We start from the raw sequence: 21,277 nt of genomic DNA, 5'->3' as shown, positions 1-21,277 counted from the left end.
ATTATATTAAAACGTAATTTTTTATTGCTTTTTAGCGCAACTTCACATACCATATAAAGTAAAGAGAGGAGATGTTTTCATGAATCAATTAAAATTGAATGTTTCATTACTGAGACGCAAGGTGCCGAATTTAACATCTGCTGCTAAGACAGTGGGATTGCGACCTGCAACAGTTTCTAATTTGTGCACAGGAAAGATACCGATCGAAAGAGCAGAAGTCCGCACGCTTGCTGCCTTAGCTGAGTTGGCCAAATGCAGCCTCGATGAATTGCTCATCAAAAGCAAAGATGGAGAGATGATTGAAACAGGCATTAAAATTATCGATTTCTTTGCTCCTATTGTAAAAGGTGGAAATATCGGTTGTGTAGCTCGGCCTGGAATGGGTCAGCTCGTCGTACTGGGAGAAGTGCTGACAAGGGTGGACAAAAAAGAGACTTGTACAATCGCCTATTTTCAAAATGAAAATGGACCAGGGATCGACGATGTCCTCCATGCCGCAGAAATCATTTGCCAGACAATGGATGATGTTTTTCAAGAAGCGGTGAGTGAAGGGAAGAAGCGTGATATTTTCTTGGCAATGGATCGATCTGTCATTGAGTCCGGAGAATATTTTTCGCTTCAGGAGAAATTGGAAGAACAAAACATCCAGCCGGTGACATTTTTCCTCGCAGACCCAAGAGGGGAAGCAGTGGATGAGAATGAACCCTACGGACCATTGGAATCTTTATGGCAATTCGATGCAGAACTCATTTCACGAAGATATTATCCTGCCATCAATCCGATTTACTCGACATCCACGATATTAGAAGGCTCCTACGTTGACCAACATCACATGATACTCCAGCAAAAGGCAAAAAAATTATTAAGACGCTACAGAGAGCTCCGTTTTTTAATCTCGGCGAACACCAACGCAAATTTATCACAAGATGATAAGGAAATATTTGAAAGAGGACAGCGGCTGGAGGCATACTTCACACAAGCATTCTACGTTGCAGAAGAATTCACAAAAATAAAAGGGACAAATGTACATTTGAAGGATGTGCTTTATGACGTACAGCGCATCCTGAATGGTGATACTGATCATGCAAAGGTCGACAAATTGATGTATATTGCTTCATTGCCGGAGAAAATCTAAAATCAATGCTAAGAATAAAAAGAATTCTTTTCTTAATATCTTTGATTGCCATTGGTGCTTTCCTAACTGCTTGACTTCCAATAAAGTGATCAAGGTAGGAACCCCCATAGAAAATGGGGAAGGGTTCCAATTCAATCAAGATATCACCGATGAAAAGAAAATAGAGACCTTAGAACGCATATTCAAGGAACTTCAACCAGAACAGAACTTCAATGGTATGAGCAGGAAACCGGATTCCATATTTTCATTGAATGAACCAGAAGAACATGTTGCTCTCATTTGGGCTTCCTTATGGTATTTGGATAACGACACCGCCATTGCATTTAGAAACCAAAACTATTACAGGCTTTCGAAGAAACAAACGAGGACATTGAAATCCATTTTCGAATAAGGCTCTATTCTCAAAGATTTTTAAAATAACTCATCATATGTTGTTTATTGAAGCGGAAGGTGCGAAACTCCGGAGGGATCAGCGGGTCAGTTGGAAAAGCTGCAGGGCTTTGCCTAGGGGCGACAAGCATAAGTCGATTCTGACACAAAGGCGTTCATTGCCTTTTTGACAGAATTGGCTTATGAACCCGAGCCCCCTAAGCCCTGGTGCTAGACAGGTGAGACCCCGCAGCGAAGCTAGGAGAGGTAAGGAGGATGTTCGATTAAGTTCGGTATACGTCGTGTGCCAACATCGAACGACCTCACTTCGTGTGAGTCCGCTCGGAAAGCGAGCATCCTGCAGCGGAAATCATCCTTGAACAACCTTTAATGAATAGCAACAAACTTTAGGAAAAGAGCGTTATATAAAAAAATGAGTCTTCCCCCAGTACGTGATGTACCTATCGGGAAGACTCATTTTGCTTGGAATGGCTTATCCAATTATTTCAATCGAAACCCTTCTTCTAAGAGGTAATCTTCAGCCTCATCATAGGAACCGAAGACAGCTTCCAAATTCAATCCGTCATAAACGTTCCACCAGTCATCTTCTTCGACCACAAGCAAACTGTGGCCTTCGGCATTCGTCCAGCGTTCTTCCTGTGAATTCCCGACGATCGCAGCTTCGCGTGTGTTTTCTTCATTCCAAGAAAGGGATGTGATCGATTCTTGGATCACCTTGATAAGGTCGTCAGCATCGAAGTCGCGGATATTGATCATCCCTTTTTGATCTGTTGGATAGTTTTCCAAAAATCCGCCATATACAAATCCATTACCATTTGGATGCAAATGATAGACGACATTGCTTTTCTCATATGCGCTGTCCTCATAATGAAAATTTACTCGCTTTAAAGAAACATCTTTTTTCTTCAGTTGTGGAAAATTGTTTTCGATAATCTGTAACTTCTCTTCAAATGTCAGCATCTAAATCCTCGTTTCATAGACTTTATGTCCGTTGATTATAACACAATCCCTTTCATTCCGTGAATGTTTTTATCAAGGCTTGCTGACTGCAAACAATCCTTATAAAAAAAATGTTTCAAAGACCAAGCATCAGGGATATGGAAAGAGTAGCCATCTAATGATGAATAAAGGATGGTACTCATTTCAAATACTAAAAAAATGAATGGATTGAAGAGGAGAGGTGAAGTTCGTGAATAAAATTGTCCTGATTCGTCATGGTCAAAGTGAATGGAATCTTTTGAATAAATTCACTGGATGGACAGATGTAGACCTTACAGACCAAGGGTTGAAGGAAGCAAGGGAAGCCGGAATCATCCTCAGGGAAAATGGGTTCAATTTTGATATGGGCTATTGTTCCGTATTGAAAAGGTCGATCCGAACACTTTGGATCATCCTTCATGAAATGGATAATATGTGGATACCGATACAAAAGAATTGGCATCTGAATGAACGGCATTATGGAGCATTGCAAGGTTTGAATAAAAAGGACACGGCTGAAAAATACGGGGATGAACAGGTCCACGAATGGAGAAGATCCATGAAGGTAAGGCCGCCAGCTTTAGCAAAGGATGATCCCCGCCATGATGTGAATGATCCGAAATATCAACATTTACATGAAGAAGATATCCCATTGACAGAAAACTTGGAGGACACGGAAAGAAGGGTGCTTTCCTACTGGAAGGAGGAAATCGTTCCTAACATCAAGGCGGGCAAACATATCATCGTTTCCTGCCACGGCAACACGATCCGTTCACTCGTACAGCACCTGGACCAAATATCTGCAGATGGTATTGCGGATTTAAATATCCCAACCGGTATTCCTCTAGTTTACGAACTGGATGATCATTTAAAACCGATCAGGCACTATTACCTTTCCATAAATGGAGAGGTTCCAGAAGGGGAAATCCCCAAACACATACCGGAAATTGTCGAACAGGAAGACCGCCATTTAAAAGAAAAAGGAATGATCGGCGACACCGGCTTCTAGAGATCCTGCCCCTTGGTGCCTGGCACCAAGGGGTACGGCTGATTTATTTGGACGGTATGAGCATGGCCCCTTTTTCTATCATTTCACTCCCACCTTCTGGCCAATTACAGGTATAATGATAGTAATGAATAATGAAGGAGATTGAATATGAAAGTTATCATCGCCGAAAAGCCCGATCAAGGCGCTACATTGGCCTCCCCGTTTAAAAGCAGGAAGCAGCAGGGCTTCATCGAAGTGCTACCAAATGATCTTTTCCCAGAAGGAGCTTATATCACTTGGGCCATCGGTCATCTCTGCCAGTTGATATCCCCTGAAAAATACAACCCTCAATGGAAAAAATGGTCCATCGACACGCTCCCTATAATCCCAGAAAAGTTCCAATACGAAGTGGAGAAAACAAAGTATAAACAGTTCAACGTGGTCAAAACGCTGCTGAAGAAACCTGAAGTGAAGGAAATCATTCATGCCGGTGATGCAGGACGCGAAGGTGAATTGATCGTCCGAAATGTAATCAGCATGTCCGGTGTCAAAAAACCGATGAAACGACTTTGGATTTCATCATTGACGAAAAAAGCCATTTTGGAAGGATTTGTTCAGCTGCTGGATGAGTCAGACACAAAAAATGTATTTTATGAGGCTTACACACGTGCATGTGCGGACTGGCTTGTCGGGATGAATGCATCCCGCATTTATAGTATTTTACTGAAGCAAAAGGGCATTTCAGATGTGTTTTCTGCCGGGAGGGTACAGACTCCTACACTTGCATTGATCGTTAAGCGTGAAAATGAAATTGCAAATTTTAAATCTGAACCTTTTTGGGAGGTCATGGCCAGTTTTCAAATGGATGGAAAAACCTATGAAGGAAAGTGGAATAAAGAAGAAGAATCACGAATTCAAACAAAGGAGATGGCTGAAAAAATCGCCTCTTTTTGTCAAGGAAAAAAAGCAAAGGTTGATAAAGTAGACAAAGATAGGAAAGAATATCAGCCTCCGATGCTGTTTAACCTTTCTTCCTTACAAGCAACAGCCAATAAAATGTATACTTTTTCACCCAAAAAAACGTTGGATGTCACTCAAGCCCTTTACCAGAAAGGCATCGTGTCATATCCACGGTCGGACTCCGCTTTTGTTACACCGGGTGAAGCGGAGATGTTTCCGGATATCCTGGAAAAGATCAGTCAATTCAAGGAATACGAAGGACTTTTTCCTTTGCCGCATCCTTCGATCATGAATAACAAAAGGTATGTGAATGAAAAAAAAGTGACGGATCACTATGCAATTATACCGACAGAACAGGTTAAAGATCCTGCCAAGCTTTCAGGGGACGAAAAAAAAATATATGACTTGATCATACGAAGATTGATCGCGGCACATTATGACAAATCGATTTATGACTATACCACCATACATACAAAAGTAGATGATCGTGCCGATTTTATATCAAAAGGAAAGCAGCAGATAAAGGAAGGGTGGAGAAAAGTCATCTTTCAAAAAGATGATGCTGATAACGATGTTATTCTTCCGATTGTCGAGAATGGGGAAATTGGAAATACCGAAATGGCTTGGGTGAAAGAAGGGAAGACTCAGCCTCCAAAGCGATACACGGAGGGCCAGTTGATCACCCTCATGAAAACGGCTGGGAAGCACCTAAACAATGATGACTTGGAGAAAGTTCTCATGAAAACGGAAGGGCTCGGAACAGAGGCGACCAGGTCTGGGATCATCACCATGCTGAAAACAAGAAATTATATCGAAGTCAAAAAAAACCAAGTATTTGCAACCGATAAGGGGAAAGTATTAATCGCTGCAATCGGGGACAAAATCCTTGCCTCCCCGGAAATGACAGCTAAATGGGAGCAGCGCCTTAGTGAAATCGGTGACGGAAAAGCATCACCGAATGCGTTCATGGAACAAGTCAGGAAAATGACGGGAAAAATCATTCAGGACGCAGTAAACCAGGCCGAAGGATGGAGCTTCGAGCAATTCGATGTGGATAGCATCCAGGCAAACTCTACACGAGGGAAAGGGAGGAAAAAAACGTTTGATTCGACGCCTTTAGGCTCCTGTCCGAAGTGTGATGGTGGAAAAATCGTCGACAAAGGGAAGTTCTATGGTTGTAGTTCTTACCAAAAAACTAAATGTGATATGACGTTCTCAAAAAAAATATTAGGGAAAACCATATCTCAAGCTAATATGAAGAAGCTATTAAAGGATGGGGAAACGAACCTTATCAAAGGCTTTAAAAAAGGGGAAAAGAATTTCAACGCTAAACTAGAATGGAAAAATAACAAAATGAATTTTCTCTTTGAAGGGTCATGACCCAACCTAAGAAAAGGTTTTCAAAAAACATGACGAATGACCTTCTCCGTGCTATAATCTCTTTTAGCGGAAAAAATTCATAATCGCATTAAAAATGGTGAGGATGCATGTACTTGCAGACTCTTAAAAGGGAAGTTGGTGAAATTCCAACGCGGTCCCGCCACTGTAATTGGGAGCAAGCTGCTTTAACCACTGTACATAACGTATGGGAAGGTGCAGTTCGCAATGATCAAGAGCCAGGAGACCTGCCATTTTTTTGCACCACAAAACCTACGAGGATAGGATGGTGTATATTAGGCTGTTATATTTTATGCCTGTATACATACAGAAAGCCGACTCTTCTTCAGGGTCGGCTTGTTTTTTATTTCACGGGGAGAAAAAGGAGAGAAAGTTCATGAAGAAAATATTCGCACTCTTATTATCCATTTTGTTAGTCGGTGGAATGCTCGCTGGCTGTGGAACTGATTCTAATCACGGGAGCAAAGATGGAAAAAGTACAAATGAAAGCAACAAAGCTGCATTTCCGATCACTGTCAAAGATGCCGAAAATAAGGAAATTACGATAAAGCAAGAACCTAAGCGCATCGTATCTCTGATTCCAAGCAACACGGAGGTTGCATTTGCTTTAGGCTTAGGGGATAAAATAGTAGGAGTTTCTGACTTTGATAACTATCCAAAAGAAGCGGCAAAAAAAGAAAAAATCGGCGGCATGGAATTTAATGTTGAGAAAATCATCGGGTTGAAGCCTGATCTTGTCCTTGCCCATGAATCGACGGCTAAAAGTGCCAGCGCAGGACTTCAACAATTGAGGGATGCGGGCATTACCGTTGTCGTTATCAATGATGGAAAGAACTTTAATGATGTCTATGAATCAATTGAAATGATTGGACGTGCTACTGGGACCGATAAAAAAGCAAAATCCATCGTTCAAGATATGAAGGATAAGATTGCTGACATCCAAAAAAAGGCGAGTGCCATTCCTGAAAAGGATGAAAAAAGTGTTTTTGTGGAAGTCTCTCCCCAGCCTGAAATATACACTGCAGGGAAAGATACGTATCTAGATGAAATCCTATCCATCATCCATGCGAAAAACGCAGCCAAGAGTCAAGATGGCTGGGCCAAGATGTCTGAAGAATCGATCGTGGGATTAAAGCCGGATGTGATCATCACCACATATGGCTATTATGTGAAAAATCCAAAAGAACAAGTTTTGGGGCGCAGCGGCTGGGCAGATGTTCCTGCAGTAAAAAATAAGGAAGTCTATGATGTCAATTCAGATATGGTTACACGTTCAGGACCAAGGCTTGTAGAAGGGATCGAGCAGATTGCGAAAGTCGTATATCCAGACATTTTTGCAAAATAATATCCTCGTTCGTTATATTTTATCCATTGGCTTCCTATTGGCTTCTCTGCTGATTGGAATGTCAATCGGTTCAATATCAATCCCAGTTATGGATATTTTACAAATCGTTGGAGGGCAGCTTTTCCGCTATCAGCCCTCTTCAACGATAGACCCTATGTACACAAACATTATCATGGAAATCAGGCTGCCCCGTGTTCTGCTGGCAGGGTTGGTTGGAGCATCCCTTGCTATGTCTGGGACTGCCTTCCAAGGATTATTGCGGAATCCATTGGCGGACCCATATACACTCGGTGTTTCATCAGGTGCGTCCCTTGGGGCAGTCATCACCATCTTTTTTTCCTTGACACTTCCGTTATTAGGAATGTTTACTTTACCGGTATTCAGCATCGCCACAGCCATATTGACCATGATGATCGTGTTGCTATTTGCACGTCGGATCGATCGTTCGATGAAGGTAGAGACCATTATATTAACCGGAATCATTTTCAGTTCTTTCTTAGGTTCCCTCATTTCATTAATGATTGCATTGACAGGTGATGAACTTCGACAAATTATCGGCTGGCTTCTTGGCAGTGTATCCATGCGTGGCTGGTCTTACATAACACTCATATTGCCATTTTTTATTTTTGGTTCGATACTGTTGATGCTCAATGGCAGAGAATTGAACGCATTGTCCTTTGGGGAAGAACGCGCCCAACATTTGGGTGTGAACGTCCAAAGAAGAAAGCTTCTTATCCTTGCTGCAGGATCGATGTTGACCGGATCTGCTGTGGCAGTGTCAGGTACGATAGGATTTGTCGGCTTGGTTGTACCTCATTTCTGCAGACTATTATGGGGACCTGATCATCGCCACTTACTTCCTTTATCGGCATTGGTCGGGGCAGCATTTTTAATCCTGGCAGATACAGCTGCACGAATGATCATTTCACCTTCTGAATTGCCGATTGGCGTCATCACTTCTTTGATTGGAGCACCGATTTTCGCCATCATCTTAATGAAAAACAAACGAGGAAGGAGATGAAAATCATGCTGAATATCAATGGATTGTCGGCTGGGTATTCGCAAACTGCAATTATCAAAGATATCTCCTTTCATGTCCAAAAAGGAACTTTTTTTGGGATATTAGGTCCAAACGGAAGTGGAAAAACAACTCTCTTAAAGACGATCAGTGGAATATTACAACCATTATATGGGACGATCGAACTTGATGGAAAAAATATTAGAGACATCACCGTCAAGGAAGCTGCCAAAACAATTGCTGTGTTGCCACAATTATCTGCTCATTCCTTTTCCTATTCCGTAAAGGAAACAGTCTCAATGGGCAGGTATGCTCATCAAAAAGGATGGCTGCAAAACTGGTCCATAAAGGATGAAGAAATTGTAAATGAAGTCATGAGACAAACAGAGACCGATCATTTGGCCGATCACTATATACATGAGTGTTCAGGCGGAGAGCAGCAGCGGATTTTTTTAGCACAGGCGCTTGTACAGCAGCCAAAGCTCCTGCTTCTTGATGAGCCGACCAACCATCTGGATCTTTCTTTTCAAAAGGAGCTTATGGATCTATTAAAACGCTGGACAAAGGAAAAAGGATTGACCGTCATCTCGATTTTCCATGACCTCAATTTGGCCAGCCTATATTGTGATCGGATGCTTCTAATGCAAAAAGGAGAAAAAAAGTTGGTAGATCACCCTATGCATGTATTAAAAGAGGAGCTCATTCAAGAAGTCTATGAAACACGGATTGAAAAACAGCCTCACCCGTCAGTCGCGAAACCACAGATGCTGTTAGTACCGAACCAGCAGAAAAGCGATCCGTTCATCATTAATGAAACACTATTGGATATAGGAGAGAAATACATTGGTATTACATCACCGCTTCCTTTAAAAACGATTTCTTCCGGTGTGGTCGGGTCAGGCATCGGCTGGTACAAAACATTCATCAATCGCCATGTTCCTGCCGACTACTGCCACATTGATTTTAAAGGCGAAATGATCGACTATTTGAGCAAAAATGGGGTTGACCCCCATGATTCCGTAGGGATGCTTACATCTGTAAGGCTATCTGACGTGGCATATAAATTCATCGAAGCAGAAGGATTTTCATTATTCATTGTCGTCACTGCCGGTATCTCAAATGCAATAGATACTTCCAAGCATCAGGAGATTAAAGCGAATGAAAAGCCAGGTACGATCAATACATGGATCTTCATAAATGGACATGTTTCAGAAGAGGCATTTATCCAAGCAATCATTACCGCTACTGAAGCAAAAGTGAAAGTAATGCAGGATGAAAATGTGCTTGATCCGGTAACTAAAACGACAGCTACCGGCACTTCTACCGACAGCATTTTGATTGCAGCCACACAAACGGGGGAAAAACTGCCTTTCGCCGGTACGGTGACCCCATTGGGGCAAGCCATTAGCAAAGGGGTTTATGATTGTACGAAAAGAGCGATAAAGAACGATCGAAGGGGCCAAGAAGAATGGGAAGACTGATCTTCATTTCAGGCGGGGTACGCAGCGGAAAAAGCAGTTTTGCAGAAGACTATGCTGCGTCTCTATCCATTCAAGGGCCATTTATGTATATCGCTACAGGTGTGGCCTCAGACAAAGAAATGGCCGAAAGAATTACTCGTCATCAAAAGAACCGAAGCCTCTCAAGTAGGGAGTGGAGGACAGTGGAAATCCAATCCTCCATCGATAAGGCTGCCGAGCAGTTCAAAGACTCAGAAGTCGTCCTCTTGGATTGCTTAACCAATCTGGTCAATAATGAACTGTTTGGACACGAGCAAAATCCAGATACCGATAAACTACTTGATGGATGGTATCAATCTATATTGGATGGCATTCAGAAAATATTTAAAAAATGCCGCTATTTAATCGTCGTCACGAATGAAGTCTTTCAGGATATCCCGAAAAACAATCCATTTGTTCATACATATCAACGGATAATGGGCATGCTCCACCTTACTTTGGTGAGTTTGGCTGATGAAGCTTATCTAGTTGAATTTGGAAGAGCAGTCTGCATGAAGCATGGAAAGGGGGAACCAAATGGCGGCGATTAAAGGGTGGTGGAATGGATTTTTATTAAACCTGCAGTTTTTTACAATCGTCCCTGTTACCAAATCGATCGAAATGAATCCTTTGAACGTAAATGGAGCTGTCCGGACATTTCCGATACTTGGTGCTTTTCAAGGTTTCATTTTTATAATGGCAGCTTGGCTTCTCCATGCCACCCCCTTTTCGGACCTGGCATGCTCTTTTTTTCTAATGGTTTTCATGATTGCCTTTACAGGAGGAATCCATCTGGACGGCTGGATTGATGCGAGTGATGCATATTTCTCCTATCAAACGAAGGAGAAACGCTTGGAAGTGATGAAGGATCCAAGGACTGGCGCATTTGGGGTCCTTTCAATCATTCTTTTATTGGCGGCCAAGTTCCTTTTCGTGTTTGAAATCATGCAGCGCTTTACCATCAATACATATTGGTTCCTATTTCTCATTCCTATTTTCAGTAAGAGCATAATGGGCTGGATGCTTCATCAATTGACTCCGGCAAAGGATGAGGGACTGGCTTATTTTTTCAAAAAGGATTTGGATAACCATCTTCCTATGCATTACACGGTTTACTTGATCCTCATCGCTGCTTCTTGTTTCATAATCAACTTTTCAATTTTTCGGCAATTTGTCCTGCTCTTAATCACTGCCGTAATGTTCATTGCATTTGCTTCTATGAAAATCAACAAATGGTTTGGCGGAATGACTGGTGATATATTGGGCGCATCAGTTGAAGGAGGTGAGCTGTTTCTATGGATGATTGCATGGTTATGGCATTATTTCGCCACGGTGTAACCAAGGAAAACAAGAAAGGGTTGTATATTGGATGGTCCGATGCTCCGCTTTGTCAAGATTGGAAGGACCAAATGAGAAATGCGCCATTTCACCTCTCTCATTATGATTCCATTTATTCCAGTGATTTATCAAGATGTAAAGAAACAGCACATCTGTATTTTTCAAATCGGCAAGTATCTTATAATCCTGATCTGAGGGAACTCCATTTTGGGGAATGGGAAGCAAAACACCACAATGAATTAGCTGAAAATAGTTATTATCAAGAATGGCTCAACTATCCCTTTAAGATGAAGACTCCAGATGGTGAAACATTTGGCGTGTTCACGAAAAGGGTTGACCGGGCTATTAAACAGATCAAGGAAAACCTGTCAAGAAATCAGCACAATAGTTGTGCAATTGTGACTCATAGTGGAGTGATTCGTTATTTACTGGATAGGTTCGTCCCTGAATCGAAAGGATTCTGGAGTTGGGATGTTCCTTATGGTACGGGTTTTGAATTGATATGGACATATGATGAATGGGGGTGCGGCGACCGATGCACTTTGTTGCGGGAGGTGCCTTTAACGGAAAATCAGCATGGGTAAAAGAACGATATTCCATTGGGCAGCACTCATCCTGGATGTGGGTTTCTGCTTATCGGGAGGATAAGATACCTTCCCCAGATCATTTATCTGTGATGCCGGATATCGTCATCCTGCAAGGAATAGAAGTTTGGCTGAGGAAAATGTTAGATGATGTTTCAGAAGTACAGCCGGCTAGGGAAAAATGGCGGGGGATATTACATGAATGGAAACAGTGGGAAGCAGATGAGCGAACAGTCATATTCATCGGGAACGACATCACCAAAGGGATCGTTCCCATTGATGAAATGGACAGAAAGCACCGTGATCTATGTGGCTGGTGTTTTCAAGATACGGTTTTGGCTTCGGACAAAGCAGATCAAATTTGGTATGGGATTCCAACTAAATTAAAATAGGAGTGATGTCTATGTTGATATATACCAGGACAGGAGATAAAGGAAAAACGAGCCTAATAGGCGGCAGGGTGGACAAGGATGATATACGCGTCGACGCATATGGAACAGTGGATGAAATCAATAGTTTCGTAGGGCAAGCAGTGTCTGAATTGGATCAACGATTATTTTCGGATATTTTAGAAGACTTGGAGAAAATACAGCATGAACTATTTGACCTTGGTACGGACTTGGCCAATGTATCAAGCGAACGTAAGGCGAAGCTGAAGTCGGATACCATTGATTATTTGGAAAAGAGAATCGATGCATTCATTCAGGAAGCACCTCAGCTCGAACGCTTCATCCTTCCTGGAGGTTCCAAGCCTGCAGCGTCCATTCATATTGCCAGGACGGTGACACGACGGGCGGAGAGACTGGTCGTTTCCTTAACAAAATTGGATGAAGGATCATCATCAGCAGCACTTAAATACTTAAATAGGCTTTCAGATTATTTTTTTGCATTGGCAAGGGTAATCAATTTCAGGTTAAAAATTAATGATGTGGAATATGCCAGAAGTGCCAAAGTGTTTAAAGGAAAGCGAAAAACTACAACCGATGACAAATAAACCCATAGCCAAGAGATTGAGCATGCTTGCATTTTTTGTTGCCATATCGGCAATCGGAGCATTTATTAAGATTCCTTCCGGTGTAGGGAGCGTTGCTTTGGATTCTGCCCCTGCAATGGTCGCAGGTGTGCTGGCTTCAACATGGAGCGGAGGTATTGCTGCAGCTGGCGGACATATCCTTTCAGCAATGCTGTCAGGCTTTCCACTTGGTCCATTACATGTAATAATAGCTCTAGAAATGTCGTTGCTGGCCATTTGTTTTTCTCTTTTTTACAGAAAAGGATACCGAAAGGTAGCAATCGTTCAATTTGTAATAGGAAATGGGGTTGCAGCACCACTTCCATTTATCCCGATCTTAGGAATGGGGTTCTACTATTCGATGCTGTTTCCATTAATAATCGCTTCTATATTGAACGTAAGTATTTCTTGTCTGGTTATTGAAAGATATAGAAGAAAGATATAGAAAAGTGCAATTAAGGAGTAATGAAAATGAGAGATAGCCTTCACCTTGGAAACTTAGTGATTGCCTGCGATAACAGTGGGGCAGTCGGCATTAAATCAGATGATATTGTTTATGCCCCCAATACGATAACAGCCTATTATTCTTTTAGGGTTGCGGTTATGGAATGCATGGCAGACGGCGGGGTACCTGAAGCAGTGATCATGCAAAACTTTTCCGGCGAAGAGGCATGGAGTGAATATTGTGACGGCATATTGATGGGAACTAGGGAGCTTGGGATAAATCCGCTCCAAATCACTGGAAGCAGTGAAAGCAACTTCCCATTGAAGCAATCCGGTCTGGGACTTACAGTTTTGGGAAGGAGAAACGATATTCATAATAATAACTTGGCAACAAACCACTTTGCAGTAATCGGCATGCCGCTTGTCGGATCAGAAGTCTTGACAAAACCAATCGATATCCTCCCGCTTTCGTTGTTCAAAAGATTGATAGTCGATCGCTTTGATGTTTATCCTGTAGGCTCTAAAGGGATCCTTCATAAATTAAAACAGCTCACCCATAATTCGACCCTTTCAGCTGAAAAGGTGAAATGTTCCTTGGACGTTAACAAATCAGCAGGTCCTGCGACATGCGCAGTCGTTGCATTTGATAAGTGTTCAGGTGAAAAGCTGAAGGAATTGGCAGGGCATTTATTTCATCATGTGGATATAGCAAATGATCATAACTGAGGGGGAGATATGTATATGCAGCCATTTATGTTGAAGGGCGACGGCCATGAATACCACGGTTATTGTGGAGGGGATTCCAACAAACCTCTTATGGTGTTGCATCATGGAATGACAGCAGATGCGCTTGCATACTCAAGCCTCTTAGAAGAATTAAAAGAACAATTTCATTTCATCCTCTTGGACAGTCCAGGACATGGAAGAACACCGCCTTACTTGAATGAAGAGAAGTACCATTTCACTGAATTATCAAAAAATATATTCCGTATCATAGCAAAATTATCAAAATCTACATTTATCCTTGTTGGTCACTCCTGGGGAGGTGACCTTTGCTTGCATATTGCAAAAAATTTTCAAGAAAGAGTATTAGGAGTCGTACTTTTGGATGGAGGATATGTTTTTCCAGATTACGCCTCTTTGACGAAACATCAGTCGCTGAATGCATGGAAGGAATATTTGAAAAACAACATTTATGATAATTGGAATGAAGTCATCAGCGTGTATCAAGATTACACAACAAAGAAATGGGATGAAGCATTGAACGCTACGATAGCATCTTCCTTTAAGTATCAACAAGGAAAATTTATGTTAATATCTGAAGAATTCACCTTACTTTCAATCATAAAAGCTTTTTACTTTGAGTTGTGTTCCAGCGTTCATCGTTTTGTCCAATGCCCAGTGTTGCTGATCCATGCTACAATACCCTTCATTGATACCTCACGGGAAGACGCCATTGAAAATATTAAAAAAAGCATCACAAATCTGAGCGTCTTAAGCATTTCAAATACAAAGCATAATCCAAACTGGAACCACCCTGAATTAGTCGCTGAAGAGATCTTTAAATGGATAAGAACCGTTGTCTTTACGGACGCAAATGACTAAAACACCGTATGCTGTGGCATACGGTGTTTTTGAGCTGTCTGAATACTATTTTATTTTGGTTTTAATAAAGAGGCGCCTTAGCTCTGGTGTTTTGTTGAATTAAGTCAAATAATCAATGTCCGCTGATTTCTACACCCTTTTCGTAGACATCAGTTTTTTTCCTTCAAACAACCTTTTATTTTTCTTAAGGAAAAGTTAAGGTCCTCCTTACATAATAAGCTCATCCCCTTTTTATATACGGTGCCACTGGAGCGGAACTCCGCTTCGGGGCGCCCAATTAAAGTGAAAAGGAAGATTTCTAAGGAGGCGCATTTACTTGAAAAAATGGATATGGACGGTCATAGCAATCGTAGTGATCGGGGGTGGAGGATTATATATTTATAAAAAAAGTCAACCTGAACCGATAAAAGCACAAAACCTTGTCGCAACGGCTCAAAGCGGCAGTCTGGACGTAAATGTAACTGGTTCTGGCACAGTTGAACCGGTGACGAGTACAGATATTACGGCAACAGACTATAAACAGATTGATGAAGTCCTAGTAAAAGAAGGAGACGTTGTAAAGTCAGGGGATGAGCTTGTTTCATTTACAGACGGAAGCGATCCAATTACTGCCCCTGCAGACGGCACCATTACATCACTCACAGCAGTCAACGATGAACGAGTCCAAGATGGAAAGGTACTGGCACATCTTACGAATTATAAAAACCTCCAAACCGTAATCGGCGTTGATGAACTGGACATTCCGAGCATCAAAGTTGGACAATCTGTCAAACTGACGGCAAATGCATTCCCAGGTACTTCTTTTACAGGTAAAGTATCAAAGATTGCAAAGGAAGGAAATTCTGAAAATGGTGTTTCAACGTTTGACGTAACTGTACATATCGATGATCCCAAAAACTTACTTGTGGGTATGTCTACTGAAGCACACATTTTAATTAATCATAAAGATAAAGCCATTTATGTACCGATAGAAGCTGTTTATACATCAAACAATGAAAAATTTGTGCTGTTGACTGATAATTCATCTGATTCGGAATCACAGCCTGCTGCTAAGCAGCAATTGGTCAAGACAGGGATTCATAATGATCGCTATGTAGAGATTACTGAAGGATTAAACGCCGGTCAAGTAGTACAATTGCCTTCAATAGCATCTGGAGCTTCTTCCAACTCAGAAAATCGAAGAATGGGCCAAGGCGGATTCATGAATGGCGGAATGTCCGGAATGGGTGGAATGAACAGGATGAGAGGTTCTTCTGGCGGCTATAGCGGCGGAAGGAGAGGAAACTGATTGAGTAATGAAATTATCCAAATCAAAAATATGAATAAATCGTATTCTCTTGGCGGTGAAATCGTTCATGCACTGCAGGATGTTTCCTTATCTGTGCAGCAAGGAGATTTTGTCGCCGTTGTGGGTCCATCCGGATCGGGAAAATCCACCTTCATGAATATGATCGGGTGCCTAGATCGGCCAGATACCGGAAGCTACTTGTTAGATGGCGGCGAGGTCAAGAAGATGAATGATTCCCAATTGGCTCAAATCAGGAATGAAAAAATAGGGTTTATTTTTCAAAACTTTAATCTTTTAGGCAAACTGACGGCTGTTGAAAATGTGGAATTACCCCTAACATATAGAGGGATCCCCACTAAGCTGAGAAAGGAGATGGCTCTTCAATCATTGAAAAAAGTCGGACTTCTTGATCGATCCCACCATCTTCCGAATCAATTATCCGGCGGTCAGCAGCAGAGGGTTGCCATTGCCAGAGCCTTAGTAGGAAATCCACCGATCTTACTAGCAGATGAACCCACTGGAGCACTAGACAGTAAGACGAGTGAAGAAATTTTGTCCCTTATGAAACAATTGCATAGACAAAGACATACGATCATCTTAATCACACATGATAATGAAATGGCCAAGGAAGCCTCAAGGGTCGTTCATATCAAAGATGGCCAGCTATACGAGAAAAGAGGTGAGACACTTGGGGTTGATGCAATCAATCAAAATGGCATTGCGCAGTATTAGAAGCAATAAATTAAGAGCATTCTTGACTATGCTCGGGATCATCATCGGCGTTTCCTCAGTCATTATCTTAATATCCATCGGACAAGGATCGACTAAGTCTGTTACCAGTCAAATCAATCAGCTTGGTACGAACCTCTTGACGGTAAATGTATTTGGTACAGACGAAGTAAAATTGGATAATGGAAAGGTTGAAGAAATCAAAAAATTGAATGGGATCAAAAATATTTCACCTTCTGTTTCTGGCCGTGTGACGTTGAAATACGGGAGAAACTCATCACAGGTAAGTTTGACCGGAACGAATGCTGCATACCAGGAAGTGCGCGATACGAAAGTGAGCAGAGGAAGGTTTTTGTCCGACCTTGACCTTGAATACCGTCAAAAGGTGGTGGTCCTAGGTTCGACAACTGCTGAAACGCTTTTTGGATTCTCAAATCCAATTGGGCAGGCCGTTCAAGTGAATGGAACTTCCTACCAGGTCGTAGGAGTCCTTCAATCTAAAGGCCAATCACTTGGTCAAAGCGGGGATGATACAGTCATCATGCCGTTAAGTACAGCCCAAAGAGTATTAAAGACGACAACGATTCAAACCTTATATATCCAAGGTTCAGATGAACATCAAATGAACTTCTTAATGAACCTAATAGAGAGGAAGCTTGCCAGCATGTTTCCGAATCAATCGGACAACTATAGTGTCGTCAATCAACAGGATTTAATGGACACGATGAGTTCTGTGACGAATACGATGACGATGATGCTTGGTGGAATTGCAGGTATTTCTTTGCTGGTCGGAGGAATCGGAATCATGAATATTATGCTTGTCTCTGTTTCCGAAAGGACGAAGGAAATCGGGATATGCAAAGCGATCGGAGCGAAACGAAGTGCAATCCTGCTCCAATTTTTGGTCGAAGCCGTCGTTATCAGTTCCCTTGGCGGATTGATAGGGGTCTTAATCGGCATCGGAGGGAGTCAGATCGCATCGACATCCTTTAACATGTCTGTTTCCTTTTCACCAAATGTCATGGTGAACGCCTTTTTATTCTCATTATTTGTTGGGGTCGTTTTCGGTGTCTTCCCGGCAAATAAAGCATCCAAGCTTCATCCTATTCAAGCCCTGCGCTATGAATAACAAGATTCCGAACAAAATGGAGCGATTGCATATTGCAGCCGCTTCATTTTGTTGTATCTTTATATTAGAGGTGAAATCATGAAGATTTTAGTGGTAGAAGATCATTTGCCGCTGCTGCAAACGATCGTTGACATTTTATCAGAAGAATTTGATGTAGAATCCGCATCGACTGGCGAGGATGGATATTATCTGGCTGCCCAGAATATTTTCGATGCCATTGTGCTGGATGTCATGCTTCCGGAAATGGATGGTTTTGAGATCATTCAGATGATTCGGAAGGAAGGTGTCAAGACCCCAGTATTATTTTTAACAGCCAGAGATTCCCTCGAAGACCGAGTAATGGGACTGAATTATGGTGGAGATGATTACTTGGTTAAACCATTTCAAGCACCCGAGCTTATCGCCCGAGTCAGGGCACTGCTTCGGAGGAGCGGCAGCCTGACCACTGATCTGACCATAAAATATAGGGGCATCGAACTTGGTGGAAGAGAGAAGGAAATCCTGATAAATGGAAACCCTGTTAGACTCACTTTGAAGCAATACGAATTGTTGGAATATATTATTCAAAATCAAGGGTCGATATTGACGCGTGAACAAATCTACGACCGAGTGTGGGGATTCGATTCGGATACAACGATTGCGATCGTCGAAGTCTTCATGCATCATTTGCGAAAGAAGCTGGAACCGTTCGGATACCATACCGATATTAAAACTGTCAGGGGAGTAGGCTATATCCTAAAAGAGAAGTAGGGAAAATGGATGTTTCAAAAAACAAGGATACGATTGACAATACTTAATTCTTTTATTTTTATCGTGCTGATCAGCATTTTGGGATTCATCATTTATTCTTATGCATATGAAAATCTTTTTAAGGATGTAAATCGCGAACTTATGGATACCAATCAAAAAATCATCAGCGGAGCGCTCAGCCCGCGGGATTTCCATTTCAGGGATCCGAGAACTTCGATCATTTTATGGGATGAAAAAGGAAAACTCATTCAGCCGGAAGCTCTCAACCCAATATATGAGCAGAACAAAGAGGACTTGAAACCAAAAAAAATGGGTGAGCTGGAAGATATAAAACTCGAACATTTTTATTTTCGGTCCATCGCCAATGTAGTCGACACGAATGTGGGGAAAATAACGGTACAGGTCATACGGATCACTACATCTGAAAAAGAAATGTTGAACCGACTATTATGGATGATGATCATCGGCTGCACTGTAAGCAGTGTTTTAGCTGTTGCAGCTGGATATTTCCTTGCAGAAAGGGCATTGATCCCTATAAAGAGATCATGGGAAAAACAACAGCAGTTTGTCACCGATGCCTCCCACGAACTCAGGACACCATTGACCGTCATCCAAAGCAAAACCGATCTATTATTTCGTGAACCGGATGCAACCATAGAAGAGAAGGCATTGGATATTTCAGGAATATCCAATGAGACGAGACGCCTGACGAAGCTCGTTTCCCATTTACTGACGTTGGCAAGATCGGATTCTGATCAAGCGGAAGTCAAAAAGGAAGAGTTTCGGATGGATGAACTATTGGCCTCGATTGCCGCTCAATTTGAAGATGTAGCTTCATTTGAAGGGAAGTTGATCCGAGTCGAAAGGGAGCCTGTGACGTTCAAAGGGGATAAGGAACGAATCCATCAAATGATCGTCATTTTTTTGGATAATGCATTAAAATATACAGATGAGAAAGGAAAAATTCTTTTGACCTGCTACTCATCTCAAACTTCGATAACCATTGAGGTCAAAGATAACGGAGTAGGTATGAACGAGGAGGATCTCCCGAAAATTTTTGATCGTTTTTATCAAACAGATGCTTCCCGTTCTTCAAATGAAGGAGCTGGCCTCGGTTTATCGATTGCAAAGTGGATCATTGAAAAACATCATGGAAAAGTAAAGGTTGCAAGCGAACTTGGTGAAGGTTCTACTTTTATTGTCACCTTTCCGAAACACCAAAAATGAGGCATCTTAAGTAAAAATTAAGGTTAAACCAACATAATAGGCTTATCCTCAAAAAGGAAAATCAATCAAAAGGATGAGCACTTATGAAGAAAAATGTACGTAAAATCCATTTTTGGATCGGAATCATTGCCTCCTTGTTTTTATTCATTGAATCATTGACCGGGATTGTCATGTATTTCAATGGGGAAGACCATGGACCAAGAATGCAAGGGGCAGCAGGCTTTCAAAGACCGAATTTTCAGCTGGGAAGCACCGACGGATCCGGTTCCGCAAATATATTCTCACAAGGGGGTCAAACCTTTGATGATGGCCCTCGTGGAAACGCCAGGTTCCAAGGATTCAACGGCAACCGTGGCGGTTCATCCCTTCAAGGGACGGTCCGATCCCTTCATACCGGCATTATCGGCTTAATTGCCTCCATCGGCATGCTCCTCATGACTGGAACTGGATTATGGATATCAGGCCAGATATTTTGGACAAGAAGAAAAAATAAAAATAGAAAAGACCGATTGCCTGATGAACCAAAAGAAATAACAACTTGATAGAATATTATGGTAATATAAATATTAATTCTAAAAAGTTGGGGAAGATTTTATGGACCAATTTAAGACGATTTTAAAGAAAAGCTATGACCAAAAAACATTGGAAAGAAATGAACAGCATCTTCAATCCTGGAAAATCAACGAAATGAACAAATTTATTGAAAAAACACCACCTAAAGGAACTCTTACACTGCTTGATTTAGGCTCCGGACCAGGGCATCAGGCCGATTACTTTAAGAATAATGGGTTTGAGGTCACATGCATCGATTTATCGACATCAATGATTGAAACTTGTAAACAAAAAGGATTGAATGCAATCGAAATGGATTTTTCCGATCTGGAATTCCCGTCGTCACATTTTGATCTTGTTTGGTCAATGAACTCACTCCTGCACATCCCGAAGGCAGAATTGCCGATAACCCTTAAAAATATTCAATCTGTACTAAAGCCTGGCGGATTGTTTTATATGGGGGTATACGGTGGGGCTGAAAGTGAAGGGATTTGGGAAGATGACACCTATGAACCGAAGCGTTTCTTTTCCTTTTACCGACATAAAGATATCCAGATGGCAGTCTCTGCATTTTTTAAAGTAGAAGATTTTCGAGTGTTGGAGATGGGAGAAGGGCAGCCGGACTACCAAGCACTGCTTTTATCCAATTCATACAAGAAATAGAATGAAGGCAATGAGGTGCAGCAGACATCAGTCTGATGCACCTTTTAAGTTTTTGGTCATTAAACACTGATCGATAGGCAATGCACAAGGAAAAAGATTAATTTTATGCAAAAAGCTAGAGTGCCATTTTTCTATAGACATGCATGCAGGAAAAAGATTAATATTAGAAAGTGATAAAATTATAAGGCTTTTTTCTCACAGATTGTTGTGTTTAATTACCTTTCAGCCAGTGAATAAAAGGAGTG

The 21,277-nt window shown here is 41.7% G+C and carries 23 protein-coding genes and 1 riboswitch; of the genes, 22 read left to right on the top strand and 1 reads right to left on the bottom strand.

Features of this window, described 5'->3' with window-relative positions; all coding sequences use genetic code 11:
• The first annotated feature begins 79 nt into the window (after window positions 1-79).
• Both D9X91_RS08005 and D9X91_RS08000 read left to right on the top strand, forming a co-directional pair.
• Window positions 80-1,135 carry a P-loop NTPase family protein gene (locus D9X91_RS08005; protein ID WP_121680076.1) on the top strand — a complete coding sequence of 352 codons (1,056 nt, stop codon included), beginning with the start codon at window positions 80-82 and terminating at the stop codon, window positions 1,133-1,135.
• A 70-nt stretch (window positions 1,136-1,205) separates the two neighbouring features.
• The gene (locus tag D9X91_RS08000) at window positions 1,206-1,526 is read left to right on the top strand and encodes a hypothetical protein (RefSeq protein WP_121680075.1); all 321 of its coding nucleotides are present in this window, start codon (window positions 1,206-1,208) and stop codon (window positions 1,524-1,526) included.
• Window positions 1,527-2,005: 479 nt separating this feature from the next.
• On the opposite strand, the gene D9X91_RS07995 is transcribed toward D9X91_RS08000, so the two are convergent.
• On the bottom strand, window positions 2,006-2,485 hold the full coding sequence (locus tag D9X91_RS07995) for a hypothetical protein (protein WP_121680074.1): 480 nt from the start codon (window positions 2,483-2,485) through the stop codon (window positions 2,006-2,008).
• A gap of 229 nt (window positions 2,486-2,714) precedes the next feature.
• On the opposite strand from D9X91_RS07995, the gene gpmA reads away from it, so the two are divergent.
• The 20 genes from gpmA to D9X91_RS07895 all read left to right on the top strand — a co-directional run bounded on the left by gpmA (window position 2,715) and on the right by D9X91_RS07895 (window position 21,032).
• A complete protein-coding gene (gpmA, locus tag D9X91_RS07990) occupies window positions 2,715-3,512 on the top strand; it encodes a 2,3-diphosphoglycerate-dependent phosphoglycerate mutase (protein ID WP_121680073.1) in 798 nt (265 codons plus the stop codon).
• A 147-nt stretch (window positions 3,513-3,659) separates the two neighbouring features.
• Entirely contained in the window at window positions 3,660-5,831 is a 2,172-nt protein-coding gene (locus D9X91_RS07985) for a DNA topoisomerase III (protein WP_121680072.1), read from the top strand.
• A 77-nt stretch (window positions 5,832-5,908) separates the two neighbouring features.
• A riboswitch (cobalamin riboswitch) is annotated at window positions 5,909-6,098 on the top strand.
• A 127-nt stretch (window positions 6,099-6,225) separates the two neighbouring features.
• Entirely contained in the window at window positions 6,226-7,194 is a 969-nt protein-coding gene (locus D9X91_RS07980) for an ABC transporter substrate-binding protein (RefSeq protein WP_121680071.1), read from the top strand.
• Window positions 7,157-8,215: a FecCD family ABC transporter permease gene (locus D9X91_RS07975; RefSeq protein ID WP_121680070.1), complete on the top strand. Its 1,059-nt coding sequence runs from the start codon at window positions 7,157-7,159 to the stop codon at window positions 8,213-8,215. Before D9X91_RS07980 ends, D9X91_RS07975 begins: the two co-directional genes overlap by 38 nt.
• A 5-nt stretch (window positions 8,216-8,220) precedes the next feature.
• Window positions 8,221-9,693: an adenosylcobinamide amidohydrolase gene (locus tag D9X91_RS07970; protein ID WP_121680069.1), complete on the top strand. Its 1,473-nt coding sequence runs from the start codon at window positions 8,221-8,223 to the stop codon at window positions 9,691-9,693.
• Window positions 9,681-10,262 (top strand): bifunctional adenosylcobinamide kinase/adenosylcobinamide-phosphate guanylyltransferase, encoded by a 582-nt coding sequence (locus D9X91_RS07965; RefSeq protein WP_121680068.1) that lies wholly within the window; start codon window positions 9,681-9,683, stop codon window positions 10,260-10,262. Before D9X91_RS07970 ends, D9X91_RS07965 begins: the two co-directional genes overlap by 13 nt.
• Window positions 10,249-11,049, top strand: coding sequence for an adenosylcobinamide-GDP ribazoletransferase (cobS, locus tag D9X91_RS07960; protein WP_121680067.1), 801 nt, complete (start codon window positions 10,249-10,251; stop codon window positions 11,047-11,049). Before D9X91_RS07965 ends, cobS begins: the two co-directional genes overlap by 14 nt.
• Window positions 11,007-11,633, top strand: coding sequence for a histidine phosphatase family protein (locus D9X91_RS07955; RefSeq protein ID WP_121680066.1), 627 nt, complete (start codon window positions 11,007-11,009; stop codon window positions 11,631-11,633). The genes cobS and D9X91_RS07955 overlap by 43 nt, the downstream gene beginning before the upstream one ends.
• Window positions 11,585-12,025 (top strand): bifunctional adenosylcobinamide kinase/adenosylcobinamide-phosphate guanylyltransferase, encoded by a 441-nt coding sequence (locus tag D9X91_RS07950; RefSeq protein ID WP_158598268.1) that lies wholly within the window; start codon window positions 11,585-11,587, stop codon window positions 12,023-12,025. The genes D9X91_RS07955 and D9X91_RS07950 overlap by 49 nt, the downstream gene beginning before the upstream one ends.
• A gap of 11 nt (window positions 12,026-12,036) precedes the next feature.
• Window positions 12,037-12,627, top strand: coding sequence for a cob(I)yrinic acid a,c-diamide adenosyltransferase (locus D9X91_RS07945; RefSeq protein ID WP_121680064.1), 591 nt, complete (start codon window positions 12,037-12,039; stop codon window positions 12,625-12,627).
• A 22-nt stretch (window positions 12,628-12,649) separates the two neighbouring features.
• Window positions 12,650-13,090 (top strand): ECF transporter S component, encoded by a 441-nt coding sequence (locus D9X91_RS07940; RefSeq protein WP_121680063.1) that lies wholly within the window; start codon window positions 12,650-12,652, stop codon window positions 13,088-13,090.
• 26 nt (window positions 13,091-13,116) lie between these two features.
• The gene (locus D9X91_RS07935; protein ID WP_233569740.1) at window positions 13,117-13,815 is read left to right on the top strand and encodes an ATP-binding protein; all 699 of its coding nucleotides are present in this window, start codon (window positions 13,117-13,119) and stop codon (window positions 13,813-13,815) included.
• A 15-nt stretch (window positions 13,816-13,830) separates the two neighbouring features.
• Window positions 13,831-14,694 (top strand): alpha/beta fold hydrolase, encoded by an 864-nt coding sequence (locus tag D9X91_RS07930; protein ID WP_158598267.1) that lies wholly within the window; start codon window positions 13,831-13,833, stop codon window positions 14,692-14,694.
• 316 nt (window positions 14,695-15,010) lie between these two features.
• Entirely contained in the window at window positions 15,011-15,982 is a 972-nt protein-coding gene (locus tag D9X91_RS07925) for an efflux RND transporter periplasmic adaptor subunit (protein ID WP_121680060.1), read from the top strand.
• Window positions 15,983-16,714, top strand: a complete 732-nt coding sequence (locus tag D9X91_RS07920) for an ABC transporter ATP-binding protein (RefSeq protein ID WP_325050508.1) — start codon at window positions 15,983-15,985, stop codon at window positions 16,712-16,714. It begins immediately after the preceding gene.
• A complete protein-coding gene (locus D9X91_RS07915; protein WP_233569739.1) occupies window positions 16,671-17,840 on the top strand; it encodes an ABC transporter permease in 1,170 nt (389 codons plus the stop codon). The genes D9X91_RS07920 and D9X91_RS07915 overlap by 44 nt, the downstream gene beginning before the upstream one ends.
• Before the next feature lie 78 nt (window positions 17,841-17,918).
• Window positions 17,919-18,590 (top strand): response regulator transcription factor, encoded by a 672-nt coding sequence (locus D9X91_RS07910; protein ID WP_121680058.1) that lies wholly within the window; start codon window positions 17,919-17,921, stop codon window positions 18,588-18,590.
• Between the two features lie 9 nt (window positions 18,591-18,599).
• On the top strand, window positions 18,600-19,817 hold the full coding sequence (locus D9X91_RS07905; protein WP_121680057.1) for a sensor histidine kinase: 1,218 nt from the start codon (window positions 18,600-18,602) through the stop codon (window positions 19,815-19,817).
• Window positions 19,818-19,900: 83 nt separating this feature from the next.
• A complete protein-coding gene (locus D9X91_RS07900) occupies window positions 19,901-20,359 on the top strand; it encodes a PepSY-associated TM helix domain-containing protein (RefSeq protein WP_121680056.1) in 459 nt (152 codons plus the stop codon).
• Window positions 20,360-20,411: 52 nt separating this feature from the next.
• The gene (locus D9X91_RS07895; protein ID WP_121680055.1) at window positions 20,412-21,032 is read left to right on the top strand and encodes a class I SAM-dependent methyltransferase; all 621 of its coding nucleotides are present in this window, start codon (window positions 20,412-20,414) and stop codon (window positions 21,030-21,032) included.
• Window positions 21,033-21,277 lie beyond the last annotated feature (245 nt).

Source organism: Falsibacillus albus, assembly GCF_003668575.1.
GTDB lineage: Bacteria > Bacillota > Bacilli > Bacillales > DSM-25281 > Falsibacillus > Falsibacillus albus.
The sequence above is the reverse complement of the archived record's forward strand: the minus strand, read 5'-3'. Positions and strand labels throughout refer to the sequence as shown.

What these genes read in the sequence shown, in the direction of transcription:
- D9X91_RS08005 (WP_121680076.1), top strand. Translation starts at nt 80, where the DNA reads ATGAATCAATTAAAATTGAATGTTTCATTACTGAGACGCAAGGTGCCG.
- D9X91_RS07995 (WP_121680074.1), bottom strand. Translation starts at nt 2,485, where the DNA reads ATGCTGACATTTGAAGAGAAGTTACAGATTATCGAAAACAATTTTCCA.
- D9X91_RS07985 (WP_121680072.1), top strand. Translation starts at nt 3,660, where the DNA reads ATGAAAGTTATCATCGCCGAAAAGCCCGATCAAGGCGCTACATTGGCC.
- D9X91_RS07980 (WP_121680071.1), top strand. Translation starts at nt 6,226, where the DNA reads ATGAAGAAAATATTCGCACTCTTATTATCCATTTTGTTAGTCGGTGGA.
- D9X91_RS07970 (WP_121680069.1), top strand. Translation starts at nt 8,221, where the DNA reads ATGCTGAATATCAATGGATTGTCGGCTGGGTATTCGCAAACTGCAATT.
- D9X91_RS07965 (WP_121680068.1), top strand. Translation starts at nt 9,681, where the DNA reads ATGGGAAGACTGATCTTCATTTCAGGCGGGGTACGCAGCGGAAAAAGC.
- cobS (WP_121680067.1), top strand. Translation starts at nt 10,249, where the DNA reads ATGGCGGCGATTAAAGGGTGGTGGAATGGATTTTTATTAAACCTGCAG.
- D9X91_RS07955 (WP_121680066.1), top strand. Translation starts at nt 11,007, where the DNA reads ATGGATGATTGCATGGTTATGGCATTATTTCGCCACGGTGTAACCAAG.
- D9X91_RS07950 (WP_158598268.1), top strand. Translation starts at nt 11,585, where the DNA reads ATGCACTTTGTTGCGGGAGGTGCCTTTAACGGAAAATCAGCATGGGTA.
- D9X91_RS07945 (WP_121680064.1), top strand. Translation starts at nt 12,037, where the DNA reads ATGTTGATATATACCAGGACAGGAGATAAAGGAAAAACGAGCCTAATA.
- D9X91_RS07940 (WP_121680063.1), top strand. Translation starts at nt 12,650, where the DNA reads ATGCTTGCATTTTTTGTTGCCATATCGGCAATCGGAGCATTTATTAAG.
- D9X91_RS07935 (WP_233569740.1), top strand. Translation starts at nt 13,117, where the DNA reads ATGAGAGATAGCCTTCACCTTGGAAACTTAGTGATTGCCTGCGATAAC.
- D9X91_RS07930 (WP_158598267.1), top strand. Translation starts at nt 13,831, where the DNA reads ATGCAGCCATTTATGTTGAAGGGCGACGGCCATGAATACCACGGTTAT.
- D9X91_RS07910 (WP_121680058.1), top strand. Translation starts at nt 17,919, where the DNA reads ATGAAGATTTTAGTGGTAGAAGATCATTTGCCGCTGCTGCAAACGATC.
- D9X91_RS07905 (WP_121680057.1), top strand. Translation starts at nt 18,600, where the DNA reads ATGTTTCAAAAAACAAGGATACGATTGACAATACTTAATTCTTTTATT.
- D9X91_RS07900 (WP_121680056.1), top strand. Translation starts at nt 19,901, where the DNA reads ATGAAGAAAAATGTACGTAAAATCCATTTTTGGATCGGAATCATTGCC.
- D9X91_RS07895 (WP_121680055.1), top strand. Translation starts at nt 20,412, where the DNA reads ATGGACCAATTTAAGACGATTTTAAAGAAAAGCTATGACCAAAAAACA.